Raw genomic sequence first — 25,753 nt, 5'->3', positions numbered from 1 at the left:
GGGGCCGCCTCCAGGCATCGTCTTGGTGCCGTGCGGGAACCTGAGGGGTTTACAACCCTCTCTATTCCGGGACGAATATGCATATGCCAGCCGATGATGATGCGGACGCCCTCAGTCCGGCCGCCCGGCGCCTGTACGCGTACGCCGTCGAGCGGCACGCCTTCGGCGCGGCCGAGGCCACCGATGCCCTGGGGGTGCGGGCCGCCGCCGCCCTGACGGAGCTGGCGGCCGCCCAGCTGGTGCAGCCGGTCCCGGCGGAGCCCGGGGGTGACGGCGGGCCCCGGTGGAGCGCGGTGTCGCCGCGGGCGGCGGTGGCGCGGGCGCTGGCCCCGCTGGCGCTGCGGATGCGCGCGACGCACGACGAGATGGACCTGGTGCGCAGACGGCTGGACGCGCTGGTGCCGGAGTACGAGGCCGGGGCCGCGCGGCGGGACCTGGAGGGGCTGGCCGCGCTGGAGCTGGTGACGGACCTGGGCGCCGTACGCGCGGTGATCGCGGAGCTGGTGGCTTCGTGCGAGCGCGAGGTGCTGACCTCGCAGCCGGGTGGCGGCCGCCCGCCGGCCACCCTGGAGGAGGCGATCGGGCGGGACGAGTCGGTGCTGGCGCGCGGGGTGCGGATGCGGACCCTCTACCAGCACACGGCGCGTTACTCGCGGCCGACGGCGGCCTACGTCGAACGGGTGACGGCCCGCGGGGCGCAGGTCCGCACCCTCGGCGACGGGCTGATGCGGATGATCGTGGTGGACGGGCGTACGGCGCTGATGGCGGTGCCGGACGTGAGCGGCGCGGCGCTGGTGGTGCGGGAGCCCGCCGTCGTGCACTTCATGACGGAGGCGTTCGAGCGGTCGTGGGTGGAGGCGGAGCCGTTCGCTTCGACGGTGAGTCCGGACCAGGCGCGGTCGCTGTCGGACGAGCTGCGCCAGAAGATCGTGCGGCTGTTGTCGGAGGGGCTGGAGGACAAGGTGATCGCGCGGCGGCTGGGGATGTCGGAGCGGACCTGTCAGCGGCACATCGCGGAGATCATGCGGGCGGTGGGGGCGAAGTCCCGGTTCCACGCCGGGTACCTGCTGGCGGGGGTCGCCGGGAGGGGGCTGGTCACAGTTCCGGGATCAGACGGCCCCGGCGGGACAGCAGGAAGCGTTTGAACTCGGCCACCGGGGGCGTGTCGGGGTGGCCGTCGAGCCAGGCGACGCCGATCTCGCGGACGGCGCGCGGCGCGGTGACGGTCAGCTCGACCACGCCGGGGCGGGCCACGGCGGGCGGGGGCAGCAGGGCGACCCCGAGGCCGGCGGCGACCAGGCCGCGCAGGGTTTCGGCCTCCTCGCCCTCGAAGGCGACCCGCGGGGTGAAGCCCGCTTCGGCGCACAGGTCGTCGGTGATCCGGCGCAGGCCGTAGCCGGATTCCAGCGTGACGAAGGTTTCCTCGGCGGCTTCGGCGAGCCGGATCCGCTTGCGGGTGGCGAGGCGGTGGTCGTCGGGGACGACCAGGCGCAGCCGCTGTTCGTCGAGGCGGCGGGCGACCAGGTCGGGGGCGTCGGGCAGCGGGGAGGTCAGGCAGAGGTCGAGTTCGCCGGCGCGCAGCCGTTCCAGCATGGCTTCGCCGTAGTTCTGGACGAGGGAGAAGCGGACCTTGGGGTGGTCGGCGCGGAAGGCGCGGATCAGGCCGGGGACGGTTTCGGGGCCGAGGGTGTGCAGGAAGCCGAAGGCGACCTTGCCGGTGGCGGGGTCCGCGTCGAGCTGGACGGATTCGGCGGCGCGGGCGATCCCCGCGAGGGCCTGTTCGGCGGAGGCCAGGAAGGTGCGGCCCGCGGTGGTGAGGGCGACGGTGCGGCCGCGGCGGGCGAACAGGGTGACGCCCAGCTCCTGTTCGAGGCGGACGATGGCGCGGGAGAGGGTGGGCTGGGGCACGCCGAGTTCCTGGGCGGCGCGGGTGACGTGCTCGTGACGGGCCACGGCGACGAAGTACGCGAGGCGCGGGGCCAGCGAACTTGTCACGCTCATGTCTTCTTCGTAACGAGTCATGAACAGGCACCCCTCTGAGCTGTACTCATACACAGACGTATCGATTATCGCGATTCCACGCATTGGACGCATAAAAAAGAGGGGCCTACCTTCGCTGTATGCCTCCCGCTCATACCGGGGCACCCGTCATCCCGGGTGCCTCCACCCCGTCGTTCCCCACCCCTGAACCTCACGAGCCCCGCTCCCCCGGCTACCGCCGGATGAGCCTCGCGCTCTTCGCCGCGGGTCTCGCGACCTTCGCGCTGCTCTACTCCACCCAGGCCCTGCTGCCCGCGATCTCCACCGGGTTCGGCGTGACGGCCGGTCAGGCCAGCTGGACGGTGTCCGCGGCCACCGGCGCGCTCGCGCTCTTCGTCCTGCCGCTCAGCGCGCTGTCCGAGCGGTTCGGGCGGACCCGGATGATGACCTGGTCGATGGTGACCGCCGTCGCCGTGGGTCTGCTGGTGCCCTTCGCGCCGAACCTCCAATGGCTGGTGGCCCTGCGCGCGGTGCAGGGCGCGGCGATCGCGGGCATTCCCGCCTCGGCGATGGCCTACCTCGCGGAGGAGGTCCGGCCGAAGGCGCTGGTCGGGGCGATCGGCCTGTTCGTGGCGGGCAATTCCATCGGCGGGATGAGCGGCCGGATCGTCACCGGCTGGGCGGCGCAGGCCTGGGGCTGGCGCGGCGGGCTGCTGGCGGTCGGGCTGATGTCGCTGGTCTGCGCGGTGGCGTTCCTGGTGCTGCTGCCCCCGGCGCGGTTCTTCCGCCCGGCGTCGCTGAATCCGCGCGCGGTGGGGCGTACCGTCGCCGGGCACCTGCGGGATCCGCTGCTGCTGCGGCTGTACGGGATCGGCGCGCTGTTCATGACGGTGTTCGGGGCCGTGTACACGGTGATCGGCTACCGGCTGGCCGAGGAGTTCTCCCTCGGGCAGGGCGTGATCGGCTCGGTCTTCCTGGTGTACCTGGTGGGTACGGCCTCCTCCGCGGCGGCCGGCCAGCTGGTGGCCCGGACGGGGCGCCGGGGCGCGCTCTACCTCGCGGTGACCACCACCGCGGCGGGGCTGCTGCTGTCGCTGTCCGACACGCTCGGCGCGATCCTGGCGGGGCTGGTGCTGATCACGGCGGGGTTCTTCGCCGGGCACGCCGTCGCCTCGTCCTCGGTGAGCCGGACCGCGAAGACGGGCCGCGCGCAGGCGTCCGCGCTGTACCAGTCGGCGTACTACCTGGGCTCCAGCGCGGGCGGCACCCTCGGCGCGCTCGCCTATCACGCGGCGGGCTGGGGTGCCACGGTCGCGCTGGCGCTGCTGGCCGTCCTGGGCGTCGTGACGATCACGCTGTACGGGTCCCACGCGGCCCGCGCCGAGCGCCGCGGCACGCACCTGGCGGCGGTCGCCCGCTGACCCCCGCCCACCCCTCCCCACCTGCGGCCGAGCGCCCGCGAGTACCGAAGGCCCCCCGCTGTCCCGGGGGGCCTTCGGGCTGTCGCGGGCGCCCCGCGCGGGGTGGTCGGCGGCAACGTTCACTCATGCGCAGTGCGCAGACCTGAGCCTTGGCCTCCCTTACCCCGCACCGTCCCGACGGGTCACGCTGTGTGCATGAACCGATATCCGTGACGGGACCGACCGGGAGGTAGTCATGAAGGCCACGGCGCAAGCCACCGCCGGGATTGACGAGTTGCGCGCGAAGCTGGACCGGATCGACGAGCGCCTTCTCGAAGACTTAAGGGCGCGCATCGGCGTATGTGTCGAGATCGCCCTAGTGAAGAAGGACCAGGGCATTCCGATGATGCAGCCGCACCGCATCGGTCTCGTCCAGGAACGTGCAGCGGCCTACGGGAGCGCCCACGGAATCGACCGGGACTTCCTGCGTGCTCTCTATGACCTGGTGATCGAGGAGACCTGCCGGGTCGAGGACTTGGTGATCAGCTCATGAGAACTCTTCTGATCGACAATCACGATTCGTTCACCTACAACCTCTACCAGCTGCTCGGCGAGGTCAACGGCCGTCCGCCGGTCGTCGTCACCAACGAGACCGAGTGGTCGACGCTGTCGATGGACGACTACGACGCCGTCGTGATCTCCCCCGGCCCCGGCCGCCCGGAGCGCGAACGCGACTTCGGCATCAGCGCCCGCGCCATCCTGGAGAGCGGACTGCCCGTCCTCGGGGTCTGCCTCGGGCACCAGGGCATCTGCCACCTCTTCGGCGGCGAGGTCGGCCACGCGCCGCAGCCCATGCACGGCCGGGTCTCGGAGATCACCCACACCGGCGGGGAGCTCTTCGCGGGCATCCCGTCCCCCTATCCGGTGGTGCGCTACCACTCGCTGGCCGCCATCCGGCTGCCCGAGGAGCTGGAGCCGACCGCCTGGACCGAGGACGGGGTCGTGATGGCGGTGCGCCACCGCGACCTGCCCGTCTGGGGGGTGCAGTTCCACCCCGAGTCGATCAGCAGCGGCTACGGCCGTGAACTCCTCGCCAATTTCCGTGACCTGGCCCTCGCCGAGGGAGCGTCCCGGCGTGCCCGGGCCGCGGCCGGGGCCGGGGCGTACGCCGTCCAGGTCCGCAAGGTGCCGATGCTGCCCGACGCCGAGGAGGTCTACCGCGAGCTGTTCGCCGGGAACGACCACGGTTTCTGGCTGGACAGCAGCAACGTCACCGAGGGGCTCTCGCGCTTCTCCTTCATGGGCGACGGCACCGGCCCGCTCGCCGAGTACCTCACCTACCAGGTGCTGGAGCACACCGTCCGGATCCAGCGCCGCGACGGCCGCGACGAACTGGTCGAGGAGAGCGTCTTCGACTACCTGGAGAAGCAGCTGACGGACCGCCGGATCGAGGTTCCCGAGGGGCTGCCCTTCGAGTTCAACCTCGGTTACGTCGGCTACCTCGGCTACGAGCTGAAGGCCGACAGCGGCGGCCACCAGGCCCACAAGGCCGACACCCCGGACGCCGCCCTCCTCTTCGCGGACCGGATGGTCGCCTTCGACCACGCCGAGGGCGCCGCCTACCTGCTCGCCCTGACCCGGGGCGGGACCACCGAGGCCGACGCCGCGGGCTGGCTCGACCGTACGTCCGCCCGACTGGTGGCCCTCGGCCCGGCTCCGGCGGGCGCCGCGGGCGCCGCCGCCCCGCGCAGCTTCGCCACCACCGGCATGACGGACCCGGCGCTCGCCGACATCATCCGGATGCGGCACGACCGGACCGGGTACCTGGACCGGATCGCCGAGATCCACCGGGAGATCGTCGACGGGGAGAGCTACGAGGTGTGCCTGACCAACCAGGTCGGCATCAAGGCGCGCATCGACCCGCTGGAGACCTACGCGGCGCTGCGCCGGATCAGCCCCGTCCCCTACGGCGCGCTCCTCGACTTCCCCGGGGTCTCGGTGCTGAGCGGCTCCCCGGAGCGGTTCATGACCATCGGCACCGACCGCACCGCCGAGTCGAAGCCCATCAAGGGCACCCGGCCGCGCGGCGCCACCCCCGCCGAGGACGAAGCGCTGCGCCAGGACCTGCTCGGCAACGAGAAGGACCGGGCCGAGAACCTGATGATCGTCGACCTGATCCGCAACGACCTCAACATCGTCGCCGAGGTGGGTTCGGTCCACGTGCCCAAGCTCTTCCACGTGGAGACGTACGCCCCCGTGCACCAGCTGGTCTCCACCGTGCGCGGCACGCTGCGCGAGGGCGAGTCGGCGGTCACGGCGGTACGGGCCGCCTTCCCCGGCGGTTCGATGACGGGTGCGCCCAAGATCCGCACGATGGAGATCATCGACCGGCTGGAGGAGGGCGCCCGCGGGGTGTACTCCGGTTCGCTGGGCTGGTTCTCGCTCTCCGGGGCCGCCGACCTGAACATCGTCATCCGCACGCTGGTGGCGACCGAGGACCGGGTGACCTTCGGAGTGGGCGGCGCGGTCATCGCGCTGTCCGACGCCGAGGAGGAGTTCGAGGAGACCGTCGTGAAGTCCCGGGCCATGGTCCAGGCCGTGGTGGGCACCGCGCTCCGCCCGGTCGCGTCGGCCGCGTCGGCGAACGCCTCGGGGAGCGCGGCGTGATCCGCCGCGCGGTCATCGTCGGCGGACAGGGCGCGGTGGGACGGCTCTTCACGGAGAAGCTGTTCGGCAGCGGCATCATGATCTGCGTGGTGGACCCGGCGGGCGCCGGGGAACCCGCGGCGGGCGGTGCCCGCCGCATCCACGGCGACATCACCGACATCTCCCCGGCCCTGGCGAAGGAGCTGCGGCTCGCCGACCTGGTGATGCTGGCGGTGCCGGAGCCGGTGGCGCTCGCCTCGATCAAGGGAGTGGCGGCCGTGATGCGGCCGGGCACCCTGCTGGTCGACACCCTGTCGGTGAAGCAGCGCATCGCCGAGGAACTGAGCGCCCACCTCGACGGGGTGGAGGGCCTCGGCCTGAACCCCATGTTCGCCCCGGCCCTCGGTTTCGAGGGCCGGGTGGTGGCCGCGTCCGTCACCTACGACGGCCCGCTGACCACCGAACTGCTGGGCATGGTCGAGTCCTGGGGAGCCCGGGTCGTCCGGGTCGACGCCGTCGAACACGACCGGCTGACCGCCGTCTCCCAGGCGCTCACCCACGCCACCGTCCTCTCCTTCGGGCTGGCCCTGCACGGGCTGGGCACCGACAGCGTCGAGGTGGGCCGGATCGCCCCGCCGCCGCACAAGACGCTCGCCTCGCTGCTCGCCCGGGTCTCCTCCGGTACGCCGGAGGTGTACTGGGACGTCCAGTCCGCCAACCCGCAGGCCGCGGGCGCCCGGACGGCGCTCGCCGAGGCCGCCCGGCGGCTCGCCGACACCGTCAAGGACGGCGACGAGTCCGACTTCGCGGCCCTGATGGCCACGGTCCGAGGCGCCCTGGGCGCCGAACTCGAGAACTACCGCGACCTCTGCGCGCGGATCTTCGCCTCGGTCTGATCCCCCGCGGGTCCGACCCGGTTCCTTCCTTCCCGCTTCCTCCCCAGAGAGGCACCACCGCCATGACCGACTCCCGCCCGGGCTTCGCCGAGACCGTCCTCAACCCCGCACAGCGCATCGCGCTCGCGGCCGACGAGAGCGTCGGCGGCGGCAACCTGCTGCGCTCCGCGCTCGCCGCCAGCCCGAGCCCGAAGACCCCCTTCGTGCACTCCACCCGCCCGATCACCAACCTGGAGGGGGTCGAGCAGTACGACTACAGCCTCCTGGAGATCGACCAGCTCGCCCAGTCCTGGTCCGCCTGGTACCTGGAGCGGGGCGTGCAGCCCAAGGACCGGGTGGCCGTCTGGTTCGAGGACTCCTTCGCGTACTCCGTGCACTTCTACGCGCTCGCCCAGATCGGCGCGATAGCCGTCCTCATCAACAGCAAGGCCACTCCGGCGATCGCCGAGTCCCTGCTGGAGCAGACCGCCCCGGTGGGCCTGTACGCCGACCGGGCGCGGCTCGACGGCCTCACCGCGAACAGCGCGATCCTGGACGCGCTGGAGTGGACCGAGGCCGAGGAGACGCTGCCCGCGCCGCCCGCGGCCGAGCTGCCCGAGAGCGCGTACTGGCAGCACGTGGACGAGGACCCGGTGGTGATCCTGCACTCCTCGGGGACCACCGGCAGGCCCAAGCCGACCATCCACACCCACAAGACCATCGTGGCCGGACCGCAGTTCCGCCTGGTCGACTTCAAGGAGAACCCGGGCGCGCTGATGCTGACCGCGCTCCCGCAGTCCCACCTGGGCTGCATCGCCTTCACCGTGTACGCGGTGCTGGCCGGGACCCCGGTCGTCGCGCACAGCGACCGCAGCGGCGCGGACCTGGCGGCGACGGTCGCCGCGCACCGGCCGACCGCGGTGATGGCCTTCGCGCACTCCTACGCCGAACTGGCCTCCCTGGACAACGCCGACGGCGCCCTGGACAGCGTCAACTCCTGGGTGTCCATCGGTGACGCCGTCCACCAGGCCCACATCAACAAGGTGCTCTCGCTGCGCTCCGCCGAGCTGCCCTCGGCCCAGTTCTTCGACCGGCTCGGCACCACCGAGCTGGGCTGGGGCGTCCTGCTGAAGATCCGCACCAGGGACTCCGAGCGCAACGACCGCTGCGCGGGCCAGCCCGTGGGCGTCGCCGAGGTGGCGATCCTGCGCAAGGACGGCAGCCACGCCGACATCGACGAGGTCGGCTTCCTGGCCGCCCGCGGCCCGGCCATCACCCCCGGGTACTGGGGGGACTCGGCCACCACCTACCGCTACAAGCTGGCGGGGCACTGGCTGCCGGGCGACATGGCGTACAAGGACGCGAACGGCGACTTCTTCCTCGTGGACCGGGCGGCCGACCAGATCCAGACCGCCACCGGGCCCGCGTACTCCGTACTCATGGAGGAGGTGCTGCTCAGCGACGTACCCGCCTTCGAGGACGTCGCGGTCGTCGCGGGCAGCGAGGCCGGGGAGATCGTCCCGGTCGCCGTGGTCACCACGAAGGAGGGCGCCGAGGACGTCGGGAAGCTGCTGGCCCGCGCGAACGAGGCGCTGGAGGCGGCCGGTCACCCGGCGCTGCGGCTCCTCGAAGTCGCCGCGGACGAGAGCGACTTCCCGGTCGGAGTCACCGGCAAGGTGCTCAAGCGCAAGCTGCGGGAGAAGTACGCCGACCTCGGCGCCTACCTCCAGGACGGCGCGGGCAAGACCCTCGCGGCGGCCGGCTGAGCGCAACCACCCAGAAAACGGCCCTGTCCCGGACCGACGAGGGGCGGACCCGGGACAGGGCGAGGGAGTCGAGATGACGAGGCGCGGTTCAGGATCGGGGAGCGAAGGCGGCGGCCACCGCGAGAGCGGTGTCGTTGGCCTCCGGGGTACCGATCGTGAGCCGCGCCCCTTCGCCGGGGAAGGCCCTTACGGCCACCCCGGCTTCGGCGCATGCGGCCCCGAACTCCTCGGTACGGGCGCCCAGTTCGAGCCAGAGGAAGTTGGCCTCGCTGCGCGGGGCGGGCAGCCCCAGGTCGGCGAGGGCCTGCGCGGTCCGCTCCCGCTCCTTGACCAGGGCGCCGACCCGGGCGAGCAGTTCGGCCTCGGCGTCCAGGGAGGCCACCGCGCCCGTCTGGGCGGCGCTGTTGACCCCGAAGGGCACGGCGGCGGACCGGATGCGCGCGGCCACCGGCTCGTGGGCGATCGCGTACCCGATCCGCAGGCCCGCGAGACCGTACGCCTTGGAGAAGGTGCGTACGACGACCACGTGCGGGCGGTCGCGGTACAGGTCGGTCCCGTCGGCGACCAGGGGGTCGGTGACGAACTCCCGGTAGGCCTCGTCGAGTACGACCAGCACCCCGGCGGGCACCCGGTCCAGGAAGCGCTCCAGGTCGGAGCCGGGGACGGTGGTGCCCGTCGGGTTGTTCGGGTTGCAGACGACGACCACGCGGGTGCGCTCCCCGATGGCCGCGGCCATCGCGCCGAGGTCGTGGACGGCGCCGGGGCCGAGCGGGACCCGCACGCTGACACCGCGGGCGATGTCGGCGAGGTGCGGGTAGGCCTCGAAGGAGGGCCAGGCGTACAGGACCTCGTCGCCGTCCTCGCGTACGAACGTCTGGAGGAGGTGCTGGAGCACCCCGACCGATCCCGCGCCGAGCGCGAGGTGCGCGGCGGGGACCGCGAGCCGCTCCGCGAGGCGGGCGGTGAGTTCGGTGGAGAACCGGTCGGGGTAGCGGTTGACCCGGTCGGCCGCGTCGGCGAGCGCCGCGGCGACCGAGGGCAGCGGCGGGTAGGGGTTCTCGTTGGCGGAGAGCTGGTGCACGGGAGGGTCCTTCGCGGTGAGGGGCGGGTGGGTGTGCGGTGGCTCAGGAGTGCTCGGCGATGCCCATCAGGTAGCCCAGCTGGAAGCGGTGCTGGGCCCCGAACTCGTCGCGCAGGCAGGACACGTGGCCCTGGACCGAGCGCAGGCTGATGCCGAGGCGGCGGGCGATGGCCTTGTCGGAGCGGCCCTCGATGAGGAGTTTGCGGATGGCCCGGCGCAGGTCCGGGATCACCTCGCAGGCGGCGTCCGCGGCGCGGACCGGACGGAAGGGGTAGGGCTCGGCCCGGTCCCAGGCCTTCTCGAAGACGTCGGTGAGGAACCCGTTGACGGCCGGGTCGCGGACCAGGACGGCGGAGGTGCGGTCGTCGTCGGCGGGGATGAAGGAGACCTCGCCGTCGATGACGATCATGCGGTTGAAGAACTCGGGCAGGGTGCGGACCTGCGCGCCCTGCTCCTGTACGCAGCTCACGTACCGCTTGGTGGCCTCGTGGAAGCGCGAGCTGTGCTGGTAGAGGGTGCGCATGGCGACGCCGCGGGCGAGGTGGCCGCGGACGGCCTCGTACGCCTCGTCGAGGGTGGCGTCGGGGCGGGGGCCGTCCGGCTGGGCGGTGAGTATCTCGTGTCGGGCCTCGCGCAAGGCGTCGTGGATGGCCCGGGTTATCTCGGGTCCGCCGTGGAGGTACTCGATTCCGGCGGAGGGGGCGGGGGCCGGGGGTGGTCCGGCGGTGGCGTGTTCGGCGCTCTCCGCGGCGTACCGGGACAGGCTGCCGAGGGTGTCGGCCATCCGCAGCAGGGTGTCGAGCGGGTCGATCGTGGAGGTGGCGCCCTGGTTGGTGTGCATGATTTCACCTCTCGTGGGTGGGATGACGTGCGCGGACAACGGGCAGGGCCGCGGGGATGCCCCGCGGCCCGCTCTGCGTCATGTGGTGCTCACTCCCCCGCCTCCGGTACGGCCGGACCGCCGCGCAGCGCCAGGAGGGCGAGGGCGGTGGCGAGGAGGGAGACGGCGCCGACGGCGTACCAGAAGGAGTGGCCGAGGGAGGCGAACAGCCAGCCGCCCGCCACCGGTCCGAGCGCGGAGCCCAGGCCGAAGGCGAAGTGGAAGCTGCCGAGGTAGTGGCTCTTGAGCCGCTCGGGGGCGATCACGGCGGGGTACGAGAAGATCGCGGGCCCGCCGATGATCTCGCCGAGGGTCCAGACGAGCGTGCCGGTGACGATGACGGCCGGGCCCATGGGCAGCCCGTACAGGGCGACTCCGGCGCCCAGCAGGGCGAAGGCCAGACCGATGGTGAGCCGGACGGGCCAGTCCTGGGTGACCTTGGTGAGCAGCAGCTCGAAGGCGATGACCAGGAGGCCGTTGAGGGAGACCGCGACGGTGTACCAGAGCATGCCCAGCCCGGCGGCGGTGACGTCGAGCGGCAGGGTGGACAGGTACTGGGCGTAGACGGCGGTGTGCAGGACCGTGGCGAGCAGGTAGAGGGTGAAGCGGCGGTCGCGCAGGACCGCCAGGTAGCTTCCGGCGGGCGCCGGGGAGGCGTCGGCCGGGTCCGGTGCGGTGGCGCCGCGTCCCGCGGGCAGGGTGCGCAGGGCGAGGACGGCGAAGGCCAGGGCGATCAGTGCCTCGCCCCAGAACAGCAGGGCGTAGGAACCGCCGCCGAGGCGGTAGAGGCCGAAGCCGATGAGCGGGGCGGCCATCGCGCCGAGGTTCAGCCCGAACCGGTACATGGCGAAGACCATGACCTGGCGCTGGGGGCCCGCGAGTTCGGAGAGCAGGGCCGCCGAGGCGGGCCGGAACATCTGCCCGGCGAGCCCGGCGAGGACGATCACGGCGAGCAGGGCGCCGTAGTCGCTGAGGTAGAGCAGGGCGGCGGTGAGGACGGCCGAGCCGGCCATGCCCGCGACGGTGGTGTCGCGGGCGCCGAGGCGGGCCGAGAGGGAGCCGCCGATGAGTACGCCGATGACGGTGCCCGCGCCGTAGGCGCCGAGGGCGAGCGTGGCCCGGCCGGTGGAGTGGCCGAGCGAGGTCAGGTAGAGGACCAGGAAGATGTTGAGGAACCCGCCGAGCCGGTTGATGAACACCCCGGCGAGCAGGGTCTTCACGGCGAGCGGGGCCTCGGTGAAGGTGGCGCGTACGGAGGCCCGCGCGGCCGGTGCCCCGGCCGCGCGGGTGGTGCCGGCGGCCGGGGTCCCGGTGATCGGGGTCCCGGCGGCCGGGGTCCCGGTGGCCGGGGCCGAGTCCGCGGGGGTCTCGGCGCCCGGCCCTGGTGCGGTGTGCGTCACGCTCCGGACACCGCCTTCGGTTCCGGTCCGGCGGGTGACGTGCGGATGGTGACGGCGGCCCGGACACGGGCCTCCAGCGCGTCGAGGGCGACGCCGGTGGGGGCGTCGATGAAGAAGTTCGCGACGCGGTCCTCGGAGCTGAGCAGGGGGCCGGTCTCGGTGCCCTTCTCCTTCTGGGCGAAGACGGCGCGCAGGGTGGGCGGATCGTTGGGGCGGCCGACGGGGACCTCGGGCCACAGGTCGCCCTCGCCCGCCCATTCGACGCCGACGCCGGGCCAGTCGACGCTGATCTCGTCGAGGATGCCTGGGTCGTGTTCGAGGTAGACCTGACGGGCGTGGCGTACGGGCTTGGGGTACTCGGCGGGCTCGCCGAGGGCGATCTTGATGATCTCCGGCTCCAGCGGGCGGCCGGTGGCCAGGTGGTAGAGGACGGTGAGGCCGTCGCCCGGGGTGCGGGCGGCGATCTCCATCAGCCGGGGGTGGCCGCCCGCATCGAGGCGCCACTCGGAGTGGGTCATGCCGTCCTTGAAGTCGAGCAGCTTCAGGGTGCAGCGGTTGGCGGCGAGGAGGGTCTTGCGTTCCAGGCCGACCGCGCCGGAGACGGTGTGGGACAGCTCGACGAAGGTGTCGGCGTGGGAGTCGGTGGTCTCCTTGACGGTGACCGACTCGAAGACGACCTTGCCGTGCTGGATCAGGGCCTCGACGGAGAACTCCTGGCCGGGGACCTTCTCCTCGACCAGGATCGTCTCGTGCTCGGGGTATCCGGCGAGGAGGGCGGTGAGCTGCCCGGCGTCGGCGGCGGTCGCGACGCCGGAGCTGGAGTGCCGGGTGGCGGGCTTGACCACGACGGGGAACGGCACCGACGAGGGGTCGAAGCCGTCCCGGGCCCCGGGCGGCAGGACGACCGCCGCGGGGTTGAACTCGCCCAGGTGGAGCCGCTGGAGGTACTTGCTGCGGCAGACCCGGCTGGCCCGCAGGCCGGGGCCGGGCAGGCCCAGGGCGTCCGCGATCAGGCCGGTGGGCTCGACGAGGGTCTCGCCGGCCGCGTAGGCGCCGATGATCTCGTACGAGGACTCCCAGCCGCGGACGGCCGCGACGACGCCGGGGGTGAAGGATCCCTCGCGGTCGACGGAGCCGTCGACGAAGGAGATGTCGGCGATGTCCGCGGCCGGGTGGCCCGGTTCGCTCCGGCCCGCGAGGGCCTGCTCCCGCCACACGGACGGGGTGATGACGAGGATCTTCAGTCCGCGCGCGGTGAGTTCGCTGAGGTAGCGCGGGGCCCGGCAGATGGCCAGGAAGGATCCGGTGAGCAGGAAGGCCGCGGGTCTCCCGGAGAGCGGCGGCAGGGTGTCGGTGACGGGGCTGCTGTTCATCGTGCGGGCCTCCACAGGTCGGCGGCCAGGAAGGCCATGTCGAGTGCCTGGCCGCGGTTGAGGCGCGGGTCGCAGGCGGTGGTGTAGTTGCGGTCGAGGTCGTCGAGGGTCACCGGGTCCGTGCCGCCGACGCATTCGGTGACGTGGCTGCCGGTGAGTTCGAGGTGCAGGCCGCCGGGGTGCGTACCCAGCGAGCGGTGGATCTCGACGAACGCCCGGATCTCGGCGGTGATGTCGCCGAGGCTGCGGGTCTTGAGGCCGCCGGGGGCGACCTGGGTGTTGCCGTGCATCGGGTCGCACACCCACAGCACCTTGGCGCCGGATGCCTCGACCTTCTCGATGAGGCCGGGCAGGACGTCGTGGACCCGGTCGGCGCCCATGCGGGTGATGAAGGTGAGGCGGCCCGGCTCGCGGTCGGGGTCGATGATCTCGGTGAGGGCGATGAGTTCGTCGGCGCTCGCGCCGGGGCCGACCTTGACGCCGATGGGGTTGGCGACGGAGGCGGCGAAGGCGACGTGCCCGCCGTCGAGCTGCCGGGTGCGCTCGCCGATCCACAGCAGGTGGCCGGAGCCCGCGTAGCGGCGGCCGGTGTCGGGATCGGTGCGCACGAGCGGGGTCTCGTAGTCGAGGAGCAGGGCCTCGTGGCTGACCGGGAAGGGCGCGTCGGCGCCCCCGCCCGCGCCCGGCGGCTCGTCGTCGGCGCCGGGCAGCCGGCGGATGCGCTCCAGGGTGCGGGCGGCGGTGCGGTAGGCGGTCTCCATCCGCCAGGGGTCGTGGGCGCGGTCGGCGGCGGTGAAGCCGAGGCCGTTGACGGAGTCGCCCCGGTAGGCGGGGAGTTGGACGCCGCCGCGGGTTTCGGTGGGGCTGGAGCGCGGTTTGGCGTACTGCCCGGCCATCCGGCCCAGCGGTACGACGGGCACGGCGGCGCCGTAGGAGATGATCTCCGCCATCTGGCGCAGGGTGGTGACGGTGCTCTCGGCCTCGCCGAGTGCGCGGGGGCCGAACTCCTCGGCGCAGTGGCCGCCCTGGAGCAGGAGCGCCTCGCCGCGGGCGGCGGCGGCCAGCCGCTCGCGCAGGGCGTCGGCTTCCGGCAGTGGTACCAGGGCCGGGAGTTGGGAGAGGCGTTCGGTGACGGTGGCCAGGATGTCGGCGTCGGGCCAGTCGGGCTGCTGGGCGGACTGGAGGGTCCCGCTCGGGGCAGTGATCATCGTGTACTCGCTCCTCGCTTCAGGGCCCGGTCGGTCAGCGGACCGGCCACCCCGGTGTATTGGGCGGGTTCCAGCAGGTCGCGCAGGTGCTCCGGGGTGAGGCCGGTGAGGTGGGGCAGGTTGCGGGAGAGGACCTCCGACACGGGGGTGCCGGTGGTGCGGGCGGTGGCCGAGGCCTCGGTGAGCAGCCGTCGGGCGGTGGCCTTGCCCAGGTGGGGGGCGAGGACGGCGGCGATCCGCTCGGTGACGATGCCGCTGCCGGTGAGGGCGAGGTTGGCGCGCATCCGGGCGGGGTCGGGTTCGAGTCCTTCGGCGAGTTCGACGGCGGTGTGGGCGGCGCCCCCGGCCAGGCGCAGGCATTCGCGCAGGGTGTGCCATTCGCTGTGCCAGACACCGGCGGAACGTTCTTCCTCGGTGACGAGCGCCTGCGCGAGTACGGAGGCCAGGGCGGGGACGGTGAGGGCGGCCGAGCGGATCAGGGTGGCCAGGACGGGGTTGCGCTTGTGGGGCATCGCCGAGGAGGCGCCGCGGCCCGCCGGGGCGGGTTCGGCGGCCTCGGCGGTCTCGGTGCGGGCCAGGAGCAGCACGTCGGCGGCGAACTTGCCGAGGGTGCCGGTGGTGTGGGCGAGTACGGCGCCCAGGTCGGCGACCGGGGTGCGCAGGGCGTGCCAGGGCAGCAGGGGCGCGGCGAGGCCGGTCTCGGCGGCGAAGGCGGTGGCGAGCCGGTCGTGGAAGGTGTCGGGATCGGTTCCGGGGGCGGCGATCCGGGCGTACTCCAGGTAGCCGCCGAGGGTTCCGGCGGCTCCGCCGAGGGAGACGGGCAGCCCGTCGTCCAGGAGCCGGTCGATGCGGCGCACGGAGTCGAGGAGCCCGTGCCGCCAGCCCGCCGCTTTGAGCCCGAAGGTGGTGGGCACGGCGTGCAGGGCCAGGGTGCGGCCCGCGATCGGGGTGTCGCGGTGGCGGGCGGCGAGGCGGCCCAGCGCTTCGGCGGTGCGCAGCAGGTCGGCGCGGAGCCCGGTCAGGGTGCGGGCGGCGACGAGCATCATCGCGGTGTCGAGGATGTCCTGGCTGGTGGAGCCGCGGTGGACGTACTCCGCGGCGGGGTCGCCGTCGAGGAGCGCGGTGAGGGCGGCGACCAGCCCGACGACGGGGTTGGCGGTCTCGCGGGCGGCCAGGGCCAGGGCGCGCGCGTCGAAGCGGTCGGCGCGCGCGGCGGCGGTGATCGTCCGGGCGGCCTCCGGGGGGACCGTCCCGAGGCGGGCCTGGGCCCGGGCGAGGGCGGCCTCCGCGTCCAGCATGGCCTGGAGCCAGCCGGTGTCGGAGGTCGCGGCCTCGGCCGGGGTGCCGGCCCGTACGGGAGAGAGCAGCCCCACGTCGGTGCCCTCGCCCGTGCCGGGAGCCGGGCCGGGGGCGGTCATGTCCGGGCCTCCCCGGCCGGGGCTCCGGAGGCGCCCGCCAGGGACTGGGTCACGGCGGGCAGGGCCAGGGCCGCGTGGGCGATGGCGTCGGAGTCCTCCAGGGTGACAGAGCCGACCCCGGGGCGGATGCCCGCGGCGGTGACCCAGTGCACGGATTCGGTGGGGACGCCGTAGGCGAAGCGGCGGGGGTGCTCGCGGCCCTCGGCGTCGATGAGGCGGTAGGGGCGTTCGGAGACGGCCAGGCCCCCCGTCTCGTACTCGATGCCGCAGGCGCCGCGGATCTTGTAGGGCCGGCACTGGCCGCTCTCCAGCAGCTGGACGAGCAGCGCGTCGGTGGTGCGGCGCAGGTCGGGGTGCGGGAGCCGGGCCTCGATGAGGGCGGTCGTACGGATCTCGTCCGCGTCGACGCCGTCGGCGACGGCGACGAAGGAGGGGCCGTCCTCCCCTTCGGTGTCGGTGCGCACGCGCAGGCCGGGGCCGGTGAACTCGACGATGCCGGCGGAGGCGAGGGCGATCAGCTCGTCGATGCGGGAGACGGGCGGGCCGATGGAGAGGAAGGCGTTGAGCGGGGTGTACCAGCCCTCCAGTTCGTCGCGGTGGGAATTGGCTTCGAGGCCGCCGTGGTCGACGGCGATGCGGATCTCGTTGCGCAGGTCGCGCAGGACGTCGAGGGCGGCCTTGAGGGGGCCGCTGACATTGCCCGCGCGGGCTTCGTGGGCGTCGCGCAGGAGGTAGGCGAGCATCCAGCGGCGGAAGTCGTCGCGACCGGTAAAGCGCAGGTCGCCGTAGGGGCGGGAGAGGGACTCCCAGTTCCAGCGCTGGCCCTCCTCGACTCCCGCTTCGAGGAGCAGGAGGTCCTCGGCATCCTCGTCGGGGGCGGTGAGGTAGCGGTCGGTGAAGGAGGCGACGGCGGCGGGGTCCTCACCACGGGCGGCGAGGAGACGCTCGTAGTAGACGCTCTGCACCTCCTTCTGGATCAGCGGCCAGATGTGGATGCCGAAGTGGATCCAGTCGCCCTCCTTGGCGGCGGCGCGCATCGCGTCGACGCGGGCGACGGTGAGCAGGCGGGGCGCGTAGCGGCCGTCGGGGCCCTTCTCGTTCTCGCCGCGGGCCTGGTAGGGGATGCCGCGCCGGGATCCGGCGTACATCTTGGGTTCCAGGCCGGAGGGGCGGTAGACGAGCCTGCCGTCCGCTCTGCGCTCGAAGAAGCCGCCGCGGCCGAGGGTGAACAGGGCCATGTAGTCGAAGAAGTTGAGGCCGAGGCCGCGCATCAGGACGGGCCGCCCGGGGCCTATGCCGGTCAGGTCGGTGTCGGCGGGGTTGGCGGGGCCGGTGTACGAGAGTCCGTACTCGGCGGCGAAGTCGGCGAGCCGCTGCTCCTCGGGGGTGAGCTTGGCGGGCAGGTGGCCCTGGGCGAGGACGACGGCGGACAGGCCCGACAGGCGGGTGCCGTCGGCGAGTTCGACGCTCTGGGCGCCGCCGGGGACGGTGGAGTCGTGCAGGGCGATGGCCCGGGTGCGGTGGACCTGGATGTCCACGTGGTCGGGGGCCGCGTCGAGGGCCTCTTCGAAGGCCCACTGGAGGTAGTGGCCGTAGAAGGCGCGGGTGGGGTAGGTGTCGGGGCCCAGCTCGCGGGCCTCGGCGAGGGTCTGGGCGCCGTAGCGCTCCTCGTGCCCGGGATCGGTGGGGTCCAGGCGGCGGGCCCACGCGTACAGGCTGGGGCCTTCCTCGATGGGGCCCTCGATGGTGACGCTGTCGTCGGTGAAGAGGGTGATCTGCGAGGCGACGGTGTTCATCAGGAGGTGGCGGGGCTGGGCGGTGCGCCACACGTTTCCGGCGCCGGGCGGGGCCGGGTCGATGATGTGGACGGTCAGGGCGTCGTGCGCGGGCGACTTGCGTTCCTGCGCGCAGAGGCGTTCGAGGACCGACAGGCCCCGGGGGCCCGCCCCGACAATGCAGATCTGGGCATGGCTGTGCTGCATGGCTGATCCTTCTGTTCGGGCCGCGGGTCACGCGGAGGGGATGTTCCAGCCGACGTCGGAGAGTCCGCACGGGGTACACATGGCCGTTCCTTTCAGTCGCGGATGACGGTCTTGCTGCGCATGAGGAATTCGGCGAGGTAGCCGTCGTGCGGGAGTCCGGGTCCCATCCAGTACGTCGGGTGGTCGCCGACGTGGACGTTGCCGATGGAGGGCTCCGTGACGAGGTCGTCGAGGAGCTGGGTGTCGCGGGTGAGGGCGGTGACCACGAGGCTGCCGCGCAGCGGGGCGATCCCGTCGGCGACGGTCCAGGGGGCCACCCACACGCAGGGGAAGGGAAGTTCGATGGACGCCTGGGGGGCGTCGGCGCGCTCCAGCTGGTGGACCGCGGGGCGCAGGGCGGCGCTGCCGTCGCCCAGTTCCTCGGCGATGCCGTCGCCGCCGAGCCAGGCCCGGGTGCCCTCGGTGTGGGAGAGCAGGTAGCGCTCGATGGCGAGGGCGCTGTCGAGGGGCTGGACGGGCAGGACCGCCTTGTCGTCCTCGGGGCGCAGGGCGGGGAGGACGGCGAGACGTTCGGCGAGGCGTTCGGCGAGGGCGGTGGCCGCGTCGGCGCCTTCGACCAGGACGGTGGTGGTGTTGACGCAGCCGGTGCCGCCGTGTCCGGCGACGGAGGCGACGACGGTGTCGAGGTGCTCGCGCCAGTCGGTGTCGGCGGTGATCAGGATCTTGCTGCGGCCGGGGCCCTGGAGGAGGACGGCGGGGTCGCCGCCGTACTTGCGGACGACGTCCTCGCCGCCGTAGACCAGGGACCGGTCCACGGCCCGTACGAGGGTGTCGGCCTCGGCGTGGTCGGTGGGCAGCAGCACGATCTGGTCGTCGCCGAATCCGGCGGTGCGCAGGGCGGTGACCAGGCGGTGCGGGGTGAAGGGTTCGCGGCGGGAGGGGCGGACCGCGACCCGGTAGCCGAGGGCGAGGGCTTCGGGCCACAGGCTCTGGGTGCCGGGGTGGTTCCCGGCGGCGAGGACCGCGAAGGTCTCGCCGCGCCGGGTCCACACGGCCCCGCCGGTGCGGGTGAGGGGGGAGCGCCAGTCCTCGGCGGTGCCCGCGGGGCGGGCCTGGGTGAGGCTGTCGTAGATCCGGGTGAGGCGGGCGGCGATGGCGGCGGTGGTGGCCCGTACGACGGCCAGCGGGACGCCGCCGACGCGGCTGACGGCGCGCTCGTAGGCGGTGACGCTCTGGCCGTCGAGGTCGGCGGTGGCGAAGAGGTGGGCGGCCCGGATGACGGCGGCGACGCGTTCGTCGGCGGGCAGCGGGCGGGCCCGGTGCAGGGCTTTGGCGGCGCGGTCCACGAACAGGGCGGGGACCAGGCTGAGTTCGGCCGCGGGGGCGCCCGCGACGTCGTGGACGGTGAGCCGTTTGCGGGCGCGGAAGGAGCCGCGGGGACCGAGGGCGTCGAGGCGGGGAACGGCGCTCACTAGTACACCCCCTCGATGACGGGCTCGTCCTCGAAGGTGGCGACGGGGGCGATGTCGGCGACGGCGTCCCCGACGAGGGCGCCGTTGGCGGGGAGCCGGGTGGCGAGGTCGCGCTCCAGGTTGTTGGGGAGCAGGAAGCCCTTGCTGACGTGGCTGACCAGGACCTGGCCGCGGTCGCCGTACGCGACGGGTTCGCCGGTGGCGGGGTCGACGACGGAGAAGGTGACGTAGGGGCTGAGCGGGTCGAAGACGCAGGGCTCGTCGTCGGGGAGGCCCGCGCGTTCGCCCGCGAAGCCGAGGATCATGGTGCTGCCGTAGTTCCCGCAGATGGCGACGTCGGGGAAGATCTCCGTCTTGTACAGGTGGCGGGAGTCGGGGTCGAGCTGGGTGCCGCCCCAGCGGATCGCCTTGACCTTGTGGTTGACCAGCTCGACGAGGTCCTCGCGCCCGGCCAGCCGCTCCAGCACGGAGGGGGTGATGGTGAGGACCCCGATGTCCTGGGAGCGCAGCACGAACTCGGCCTGCTCCAGCAGGTGCAGGGCGTACGCGCCCGCGTCGGCGCCACGGCCCTGCGCGATCAGCTTCTTCACCCAGCGCGGGTCGAGGTCGATGGTGAAGCCGCGGGCGCCGTGGGTGGTGGCGGAGCGGTGGAAGAACTCGCCGACGATGTGCGGGCCGGTGGGGACCAGGCCGAGCCAGTTCTCGCCGCGCGGGAAGCCGTGGGCGTCGATGTTCGCGTTGGACCAGGCGACCATGCGGTCCAGCCAGTCCCGGGTGAGGACGACGCGCTTGGGGGCGCCGGTGGTGCCGCCGCTCTCGAAGACGCCGACGATGTCGGGGCCCGGGCCGTAGCCGCGCGGGATGAGGTCTTCGGCGCGTACGTGGCGCAGCTCGCCGGTGACGTCGGGGAAGCGCCGCAGGTCCGCGTGGACCTTGATCTCGGTCCGCGGATCGAAGTCGAGGGTCTCCGCCCGCCGCAGCCAGAACGGCGACCCGGTCTCCGGGTTGAAGTGCCACTCCATCGCGGCCTGGAGGAACTCGTCCGGATCGGGCTGCACGTCGTACGGAAGGTCCAGGATCGGGTTGGCGGGCGAGGGCACGGTGCTCTCCTTCGGGCGAGGCTGGTGGTGCAGCGGGTACGCCGGCGGGGCCCGGCACGGGGGAATGGACGGCCCCGCCGGCGTACGCGCTGGTCTGGTGGCCCGGGTGAGCGGGCACGCGCTCCGTGAGGAGCGGGAGGGACGGCTAGACGCGGATCAAGGTGGCGCACCAGCGGCCGGTGGAGATCCCGCACAGGGCCACCAGGTCGCCGGGGTTCAGTTCGCCGCTCTCCAGCTGGAGACCGAGCGAGATCAGCTGGTCGGCGCCGCCCATGTGGCCGTGGTCGGGGGCAAGGGCCGCGTTGGTGCGTTCCAGCGGGATGCCGAGCGGGCCGGCCACGGCGGCGATGCCGGCGGGGACGTCGTTGAGGTAGATGACGTGGTCGATGTCGGTGCGCGCGACCCCGGCCCGGGCGCAGGCGCCCTCGATGACCTCGACCAGGCGGGTGTAGCGCTCGCCGATGAAGGTGCGCAGCGCGGCGGGGTTGCCGCCGAACTGCTCGCGCACCTGGTCGTAGGCGGAGGGCGCGTCGGCGCTGGTCCAGCCGGGCGGCGGCAGCGGGGTGACGGCCCCGCCGAAGTCGAGGCGCAGCAGGTCGCTGTACTCGGGGTCGGTGAACTGCTCGGTGGCCAGCCACCGGGTGCCGGGGTGGCCGCGCCGGACGACGACGGCGACGGCCGCGTCGGACAGCACGGTGTTGATGACGTTCATCCGGTTGCGGTGGAACTCGCTGACCCGGTTGACGACGACGAACAGGGCGTATTCGGCCTCGGGTTGCACGGCCAGGGTGGAGGCGACGTAGAAGAGGCCGTTGACCCCGGACCCGCAGCCCTCCTGGAGCAGCAGGGTCTGGGTGCGGCCGGTCTTCAGTTCCCGGGCCAGGGCCGAGGCGCTGTCCCAGTAGGAGTACTCGGGCATGTCCGTGATCGCGACGACGACCAGGTCCAGGGCATCGGCGGTGATCCCGGCCCGGGAGAGGGCCTGTTCGGCGGCGGACCGCGAGAGGTCGGTGCCGGTGACGCCGTCGGCGGCCCGGTGGAAGGTGCGGTAGCCCCACTTCACGACGCGTTCGGGGTCGCTGACGTAGTCGGCGGCCGCGGTGGCCACGTCCTGGTCCTCGCCGAAGGCGTAGCCGAAGGAGACGATTCCGATGTCGACCACGGCGGCCTCAGGCGGCTTCCGCGTCGGCGGCGGTGATCCGGGCGATCCGCTCGGTCAGCTCGTCGGCGGCCTCGCCCAGCGAGCGCTCGAAGAGGACGAGCAGGTCGTACTCGTTGCCGAAGCGCTCAAGGGCGTAGCGGCCGAGCTGGAGGGCGAGGGCGGAGTGGCCGCCCAGTTCGAGGAAGGTGTCCTCCAGGGTGACGTCGGGCTCTTCGAGCAGCTCGGCGACCCAGGCGCGGGTGGCTTCGCGGACCTCGCCGGGCAGTGCGGCGGACGTGTGGTGCTGCGGGATGCTCATGCGGACTGGCTCCTCTGCTCTTCCCAGATGCGGGCCACTTCGGCCCGGTTGACCTTTCCGTTGACGGTGCGCGGCAGGTAGGCCAGCGGCAGCGCCTGGTAGACCGACGGGTGCATGTACGACGGCAGCAGGTCGCGGACGTGTCCGCGCAGGGTGCGGGCGCCGGGGTCCTCGGCGTCCTCGGTGACGACGTACGCGCAGGCGAGGCGGTCGTCGCCGGGCTTGAAGGGGTGGACCCAGACGACGGCGTCGGCGATGTCCGGGTGGGCCTGGACGGCGAGTTCGATGTCGCTGAGTTCGATGCGGTGGCCGCGCAGCTTGACCTGGAGGTCGGCGCGGCCGCGGTAGACGAAGCGGCCGTCGTGGCGGCGGCTGACGAGGTCGCCGCTGCGGTAGTGGCGGACGCCGTCGACGGTGGGGAAGCGCTCCGCGGTCAGTTCGGGTCGGCCGAGGTAGCCGTCGGTGACCTGCGGTCCGGCGAGCCACAGCTCGCCCTCCTCGCCGGGGGCGGCCTCGCGGCCGTCGACGGTGACCACGCGGGCGGTGCCGGAGAGCAGGATGCCGATGGGCAGGTCGTCGCGGTCGAGGTCCTCCTCGACGACGGGGTGGTAGGTGCTCAGCACGGTGGCCTCGGTGACCCCGTACATGTTGACCAGGGCCGGGTGGGACAGGCCGAACCGCTTGGACCAGGCGCGGACCGTCTCGGGGGTCAGCTTCTCCCCGCCGAAGATCACGTAGCGCAGGGCGGGCAGTGAGGTGTCCTCGCGCAGCACCATGGTGGTGAGGGCGCTGAAAGCGGTCGGGGTCTGGTTGAGGACGGTGACGCCCTCCTGCTCGATGAAGCGCAGGGTGGCCTCGGGCGAGCGGGCGGTTCCCGCGGGCAGCACCACGACCCGGGCGCCGGTGGACAGGGCGCCCCAGATCTCCCAGACGGAGAAGTCGAAGGAGATGGAGTGGAACAGCAGCCAGCTGTCGCGCTCGTTGAAGGCGAACGGCCCGTCGGCGCCGGCCAGCAGCACCCCGGCGGCGCCGTGCGGGACCAGGACGCCCTTGGGGCGGCCGGTGGTCCCGGAGGTGTAGATGATGTAGGCGATGGCGCTCGGGTCCGGGCCCGGTCCGGCGGGCGGGGCGACGACGGGCCCGTCCAGCAGGGCGGCGAGGGCGGCCTCGGCGAGGACCGGGATCCCGCCGGTCGGGCAGCCGTCGGGGTCGCCGAGGAAGGCGGACACCCCGCTGTCGGAGACGATGAACTCGTTGCGCGCGGGCGGGTTGCGCACGTCCAGCGGCACGTAGGCGGCGCCCGCCTTCATCACGCCGATCATCGCGGCGACGGCCGTGGCACCCGGCGGCAGCCGCAGCGCGACCCGGTCCCCGCCGACCACTCCGCTGCGCACGAGCAGGGCTGCGATGGCGTTCGCCCAGCCGTCGAGCAGGCGGTAGGTGTACGAGATCCCGTCGGCGGAGATCGCGGTGTGCTCCGGGAAGCGCGCGACGGACCCGGCGAGGAGGTCGGTGAGGGAGCGGTAGTCGGTGGCGCGTTCGGTGTGCGGCGGGCCGATGGTGGCGATGGTCATGGCGGGCTCCGGGGTGCGGGCGAACGGGTCGGGCGGGTCGGGCGGGGTCGGGGCGGGCGGGGTCGGGGCGGGCGGTGCGGTCAGGCGCGGTCAGGCGCGGGCGGCGAGGTCAGGCGTGCTTCACGGCGCGGGCGAAGCGGACGACACGTTCCGCCTGGGCGCGGGCGGCGTTGCGGGTGGTGTCGTCCACGGGCCGGGAGCCCTTGCCGCCGGACCAGTGGGCCGTGCCGTAGGGGTTGCCGTCGGTGAACTTGTCGGGGTGCGTGTAGCCGGGGGCGACGACGATGCCGCCGAAGTGGTGGAAGGAGGCGGTCAGGGCGAGCAGCGTGGACTCCTGGCCGCCGTGCGGGCTGGCGGTGGAGGTGAAGCCGCCGTAGACCTTGTCCGCGAGCAGGCCCTGGCTCCAGGCCGGGCCGAGCGAGTCGAGGAACTGCTTGAGCTGGGCGGAGACGTTGCCGAAGCGGGTGGGCGAGCCGAAGAGGACCGCGTCGGCCCACAGCAGGTCGTCGGGGGTGGCCACCGGGATGGCGGCGGTCTCGGCGGCGTGCCGGGCCCAGACCGGGTTGGCGTCGATCGCGGACTGCTGGGCGAGTTCGGCGACCTTGCGCAGCCGGACCTCGGCGCCCGCCTTCTCGGCGGTCTCGGCGATCTCCCGGGCGATCTCGGTGACGTGACCGGTGGCCGAGTAGTAGATCACGGCGACGTTCACGGCGAGGCTCGGGTCGGTGGGCACGGCGGTGGGCGCTTCGGTCGGCGCTGCGGTGGTCACGGCGTACGGCTCCTCGGCTCGTTGGTTCACCAGTCGGCGATGTGGCAGGCGCTGAAGTCCTGCTCGGCCCGGGACGCGTTCGGGGTGGGCCGGGCGAAGGCGCGGTTGTAGTAGACGAGCGGGGTGCGGTCGCTCGTGTACGTCTCCTCGACACAGCCGAGGAGGATGGTGTGGTCGCCGGCGTCGACGGCCGAGTGCATCGAGCAGGCGACCCTGACCCCGGCCAAGTGCAGCCCCGGCAGACCCAGTTCGCAGGTCTCCATGTCCCCGGCGGCGAACCGGTCGATCCCCGAGGTGGCGAAGCGGCGGGCCACCGCGTGCTGCTCCTCGGTCAGCACGTTGATCAGGAAGTGGCGTGCGGTGGCGAACGCGGCGTGGGTACTGGCGCTCTTGTCGAGGCAGACCGAGACGAGCGGCGGGTCGAGGGAGACGGAGCTGAACGAACTGGCGGTGAATCCCCAGCGCTTGCCGTCGCCGTCGATCGTGGTCACCACGGTCACCGGGCCGGGTACGCGGGCCATCGTGCCCGTGAGCAGGGAGCGCTCCATGGCACCGTCCTTCCTTTCCGGTCGGGTGGGGATGAGGGATGTGGGGCGGGGGACGAAAGGCGAGGAGTGGAAGGGGTGGAAGGGGTGGGAGGGGCCGTCGGGATTCAGGGCTGGAGGCGGCTCGTGTGCCAGTCGCAGCCGAGGCGGGTGTAGGCGAGCCTGCGGTGCAGCCGGTCGGAGGCCGCGTTCCAGAACTCGACCTCGGCGGGCTCCAGCAGGTAGCCGGTGAACCGCTCCGGACGGGGCAGCGGCCGCCCGCCCTGCGCGAGCCGCAGCGCCTCCTCCCGCAGGACGTCCAGGTCACCGGCCTGGTCGCTCTGGTGGGACGCGGTGGTCATCGAGTGCAGCGGGGTCGGCCGGGCGGCCCACAGCTCGTCCGACTCGGCCGCCGTCAGGGGGGTGACGGGGCCGGAGAGGATGAGCTGCCGACCGCTCTCGCGCCAGTACAGGACGCCGGACGCCCAGCAGTTGTCGGCCAGTTCGCGGCCCTTTCGGCTGGTGCTGTGCGTGGTGAAGACGAAGCCGCGCTCGTTCTCGCGGGCGATGGTGACGATGCGGTTGGAGGCGTGGCCCATCCGGGTGGCGGTGGCCAGGGCCAGCGAGCGGGGCTCGCGGACCCCGCGCGCGGCGGCGTCGGCGATCCACTGCCGGGCCAGCGCGAGGGGTTCGGCGGGCGGGGCGTCGTACTCGGGGAAGGGCAGGTCGGTGGCGCCGGTCAGGGACTCGTACTTGCTGGTGTCCAGGCCCGGCCGCGCGGCGGGGGCCGGGGTGCTCTCCGGTGAGGTGGTGGTCGTCGTGGTCGTGGTCATGGCCGCTGCCGC

21 protein-coding genes and 1 pseudogene are annotated in these 25,753 nt (G+C 73.2%); 6 read left to right on the top strand and 16 right to left on the bottom strand.

The features are described from left to right. Positions 1-83 precede the first annotated feature (83 nt). Positions 84-1,145, top strand: a complete 1,062-nt coding sequence (locus QMF80_RS19230) for a LuxR C-terminal-related transcriptional regulator (RefSeq protein ID WP_283454911.1) — start codon at positions 84-86, stop codon at positions 1,143-1,145. Here QMF80_RS19230 and QMF80_RS19225 read toward each other — a convergent pair. Continuing rightward, a complete protein-coding gene (locus QMF80_RS19225; protein ID WP_283454910.1) occupies positions 1,096-2,022 on the bottom strand; it encodes a LysR family transcriptional regulator in 927 nt (308 codons plus the stop codon). The two genes, QMF80_RS19230 and QMF80_RS19225, sit on opposite strands and share 50 nt — an antisense overlap. A gap of 98 nt (positions 2,023-2,120) precedes the next feature. Here QMF80_RS19225 and QMF80_RS19220 point away from each other — a divergent pair, with 98 nt between their 5' ends. From QMF80_RS19220 to QMF80_RS19200, 5 genes are all read left to right on the top strand, one after another. Continuing rightward, positions 2,121-3,401: an MFS transporter gene (locus tag QMF80_RS19220; protein ID WP_283454908.1), complete on the top strand. Its 1,281-nt coding sequence runs from the start codon at positions 2,121-2,123 to the stop codon at positions 3,399-3,401. Positions 3,402-3,636: 235 nt separating this feature from the next. Then, a complete protein-coding gene (locus QMF80_RS19215; protein ID WP_283454906.1) occupies positions 3,637-3,933 on the top strand; it encodes a chorismate mutase family protein in 297 nt (98 codons plus the stop codon). Then, the gene (pabB, locus tag QMF80_RS19210) at positions 3,930-6,047 is read left to right on the top strand and encodes an aminodeoxychorismate synthase component I (RefSeq protein ID WP_283454904.1); all 2,118 of its coding nucleotides are present in this window, start codon (positions 3,930-3,932) and stop codon (positions 6,045-6,047) included. Before QMF80_RS19215 ends, pabB begins: the two co-directional genes overlap by 4 nt. Then, the gene (locus QMF80_RS19205) at positions 6,044-6,922 is read left to right on the top strand and encodes a prephenate dehydrogenase (RefSeq protein WP_283454902.1); all 879 of its coding nucleotides are present in this window, start codon (positions 6,044-6,046) and stop codon (positions 6,920-6,922) included. The genes pabB and QMF80_RS19205 overlap by 4 nt, the downstream gene beginning before the upstream one ends. Before the next feature lie 62 nt (positions 6,923-6,984). Next, on the top strand, positions 6,985-8,667 hold the full coding sequence (locus QMF80_RS19200; RefSeq protein WP_283454901.1) for a class I adenylate-forming enzyme family protein: 1,683 nt from the start codon (positions 6,985-6,987) through the stop codon (positions 8,665-8,667). Positions 8,668-8,755: 88 nt separating this feature from the next. Here the strand turns inward: QMF80_RS19200 and QMF80_RS19195 are convergent. The 15 genes and pseudogenes from QMF80_RS19195 to phzG all read right to left on the bottom strand — a co-directional run. Continuing rightward, positions 8,756-9,772: pseudogene (locus QMF80_RS19195) on the bottom strand (histidinol-phosphate transaminase); the annotation flags it as partial. A 19-nt stretch (positions 9,773-9,791) separates the two neighbouring features. Further along, on the bottom strand, positions 9,792-10,589 hold the full coding sequence (locus QMF80_RS19190; protein ID WP_283454899.1) for a LuxR family transcriptional regulator: 798 nt from the start codon (positions 10,587-10,589) through the stop codon (positions 9,792-9,794). Between the two features lie 89 nt (positions 10,590-10,678). After that, complete coding sequence (locus QMF80_RS19185) at positions 10,679-12,028, bottom strand: MFS transporter (RefSeq protein WP_283454896.1); 1,350 nt, start codon at positions 12,026-12,028, stop codon at positions 10,679-10,681. Continuing rightward, positions 12,025-13,401 carry an ATP-grasp domain-containing protein gene (locus QMF80_RS19180; protein ID WP_283454894.1) on the bottom strand — a complete coding sequence of 459 codons (1,377 nt, stop codon included), beginning with the start codon at positions 13,399-13,401 and terminating at the stop codon, positions 12,025-12,027. Before QMF80_RS19180 ends, QMF80_RS19185 begins: the two co-directional genes overlap by 4 nt. Continuing rightward, positions 13,398-14,609 carry a 3-deoxy-7-phosphoheptulonate synthase gene (locus QMF80_RS19175; RefSeq protein WP_283454893.1) on the bottom strand — a complete coding sequence of 404 codons (1,212 nt, stop codon included), beginning with the start codon at positions 14,607-14,609 and terminating at the stop codon, positions 13,398-13,400. Before QMF80_RS19175 ends, QMF80_RS19180 begins: the two co-directional genes overlap by 4 nt. After that, on the bottom strand, positions 14,606-16,027 hold the full coding sequence (locus QMF80_RS19170) for a nitrosuccinate lyase (protein WP_283454890.1): 1,422 nt from the start codon (positions 16,025-16,027) through the stop codon (positions 14,606-14,608). The genes QMF80_RS19175 and QMF80_RS19170 overlap by 4 nt, the downstream gene beginning before the upstream one ends. Beyond that, on the bottom strand, positions 16,024-18,009 hold the full coding sequence (locus QMF80_RS19165; protein ID WP_283454889.1) for an FAD/NAD(P)-binding protein: 1,986 nt from the start codon (positions 18,007-18,009) through the stop codon (positions 16,024-16,026). Before QMF80_RS19165 ends, QMF80_RS19170 begins: the two co-directional genes overlap by 4 nt. Positions 18,010-18,101: 92 nt before the next feature. Further along, the gene (locus QMF80_RS19160; RefSeq protein WP_283454887.1) at positions 18,102-19,481 is read right to left on the bottom strand and encodes an aldehyde dehydrogenase family protein; all 1,380 of its coding nucleotides are present in this window, start codon (positions 19,479-19,481) and stop codon (positions 18,102-18,104) included. Continuing rightward, complete coding sequence (locus tag QMF80_RS19155) at positions 19,481-20,581, bottom strand: AMP-binding protein (protein ID WP_283454885.1); 1,101 nt, start codon at positions 20,579-20,581, stop codon at positions 19,481-19,483. The genes QMF80_RS19160 and QMF80_RS19155 overlap by 1 nt, the downstream gene beginning before the upstream one ends. Before the next feature lie 145 nt (positions 20,582-20,726). Continuing rightward, positions 20,727-21,743, bottom strand: coding sequence for a 3-oxoacyl-ACP synthase III family protein (locus QMF80_RS19150; protein WP_283454882.1), 1,017 nt, complete (start codon positions 21,741-21,743; stop codon positions 20,727-20,729). A 7-nt stretch (positions 21,744-21,750) separates the two neighbouring features. Continuing rightward, positions 21,751-22,041 carry a phosphopantetheine-binding protein gene (locus QMF80_RS19145; RefSeq protein ID WP_283454881.1) on the bottom strand — a complete coding sequence of 97 codons (291 nt, stop codon included), beginning with the start codon at positions 22,039-22,041 and terminating at the stop codon, positions 21,751-21,753. Next, on the bottom strand, positions 22,038-23,615 hold the full coding sequence (locus tag QMF80_RS19140; protein WP_283454879.1) for an amino acid adenylation domain-containing protein: 1,578 nt from the start codon (positions 23,613-23,615) through the stop codon (positions 22,038-22,040). The genes QMF80_RS19145 and QMF80_RS19140 overlap by 4 nt, the downstream gene beginning before the upstream one ends. A gap of 109 nt (positions 23,616-23,724) precedes the next feature. After that, the gene (gene wrbA / locus QMF80_RS19135) at positions 23,725-24,348 is read right to left on the bottom strand and encodes an NAD(P)H:quinone oxidoreductase (RefSeq protein WP_502962880.1); all 624 of its coding nucleotides are present in this window, start codon (positions 24,346-24,348) and stop codon (positions 23,725-23,727) included. Positions 24,349-24,410: 62 nt separating this feature from the next. Further along, positions 24,411-24,932, bottom strand: coding sequence for a flavin reductase family protein (locus tag QMF80_RS19130; protein ID WP_283454876.1), 522 nt, complete (start codon positions 24,930-24,932; stop codon positions 24,411-24,413). Between the two features lie 104 nt (positions 24,933-25,036). Further along, entirely contained in the window at positions 25,037-25,741 is a 705-nt protein-coding gene (gene phzG, locus QMF80_RS19125) for a phenazine biosynthesis FMN-dependent oxidase PhzG (protein ID WP_283454875.1), read from the bottom strand. Positions 25,742-25,753: the final 12 nt, after the last annotated feature.

Origin of the sequence: Streptomyces sp. G-G2 (assembly GCF_030063135.1) — a bacterium.
Taxonomy (GTDB): Bacteria; Actinomycetota; Actinomycetes; order Streptomycetales; family Streptomycetaceae; genus Streptomyces.
This window is presented reverse-complemented; position numbering and strand designations above follow the sequence as displayed.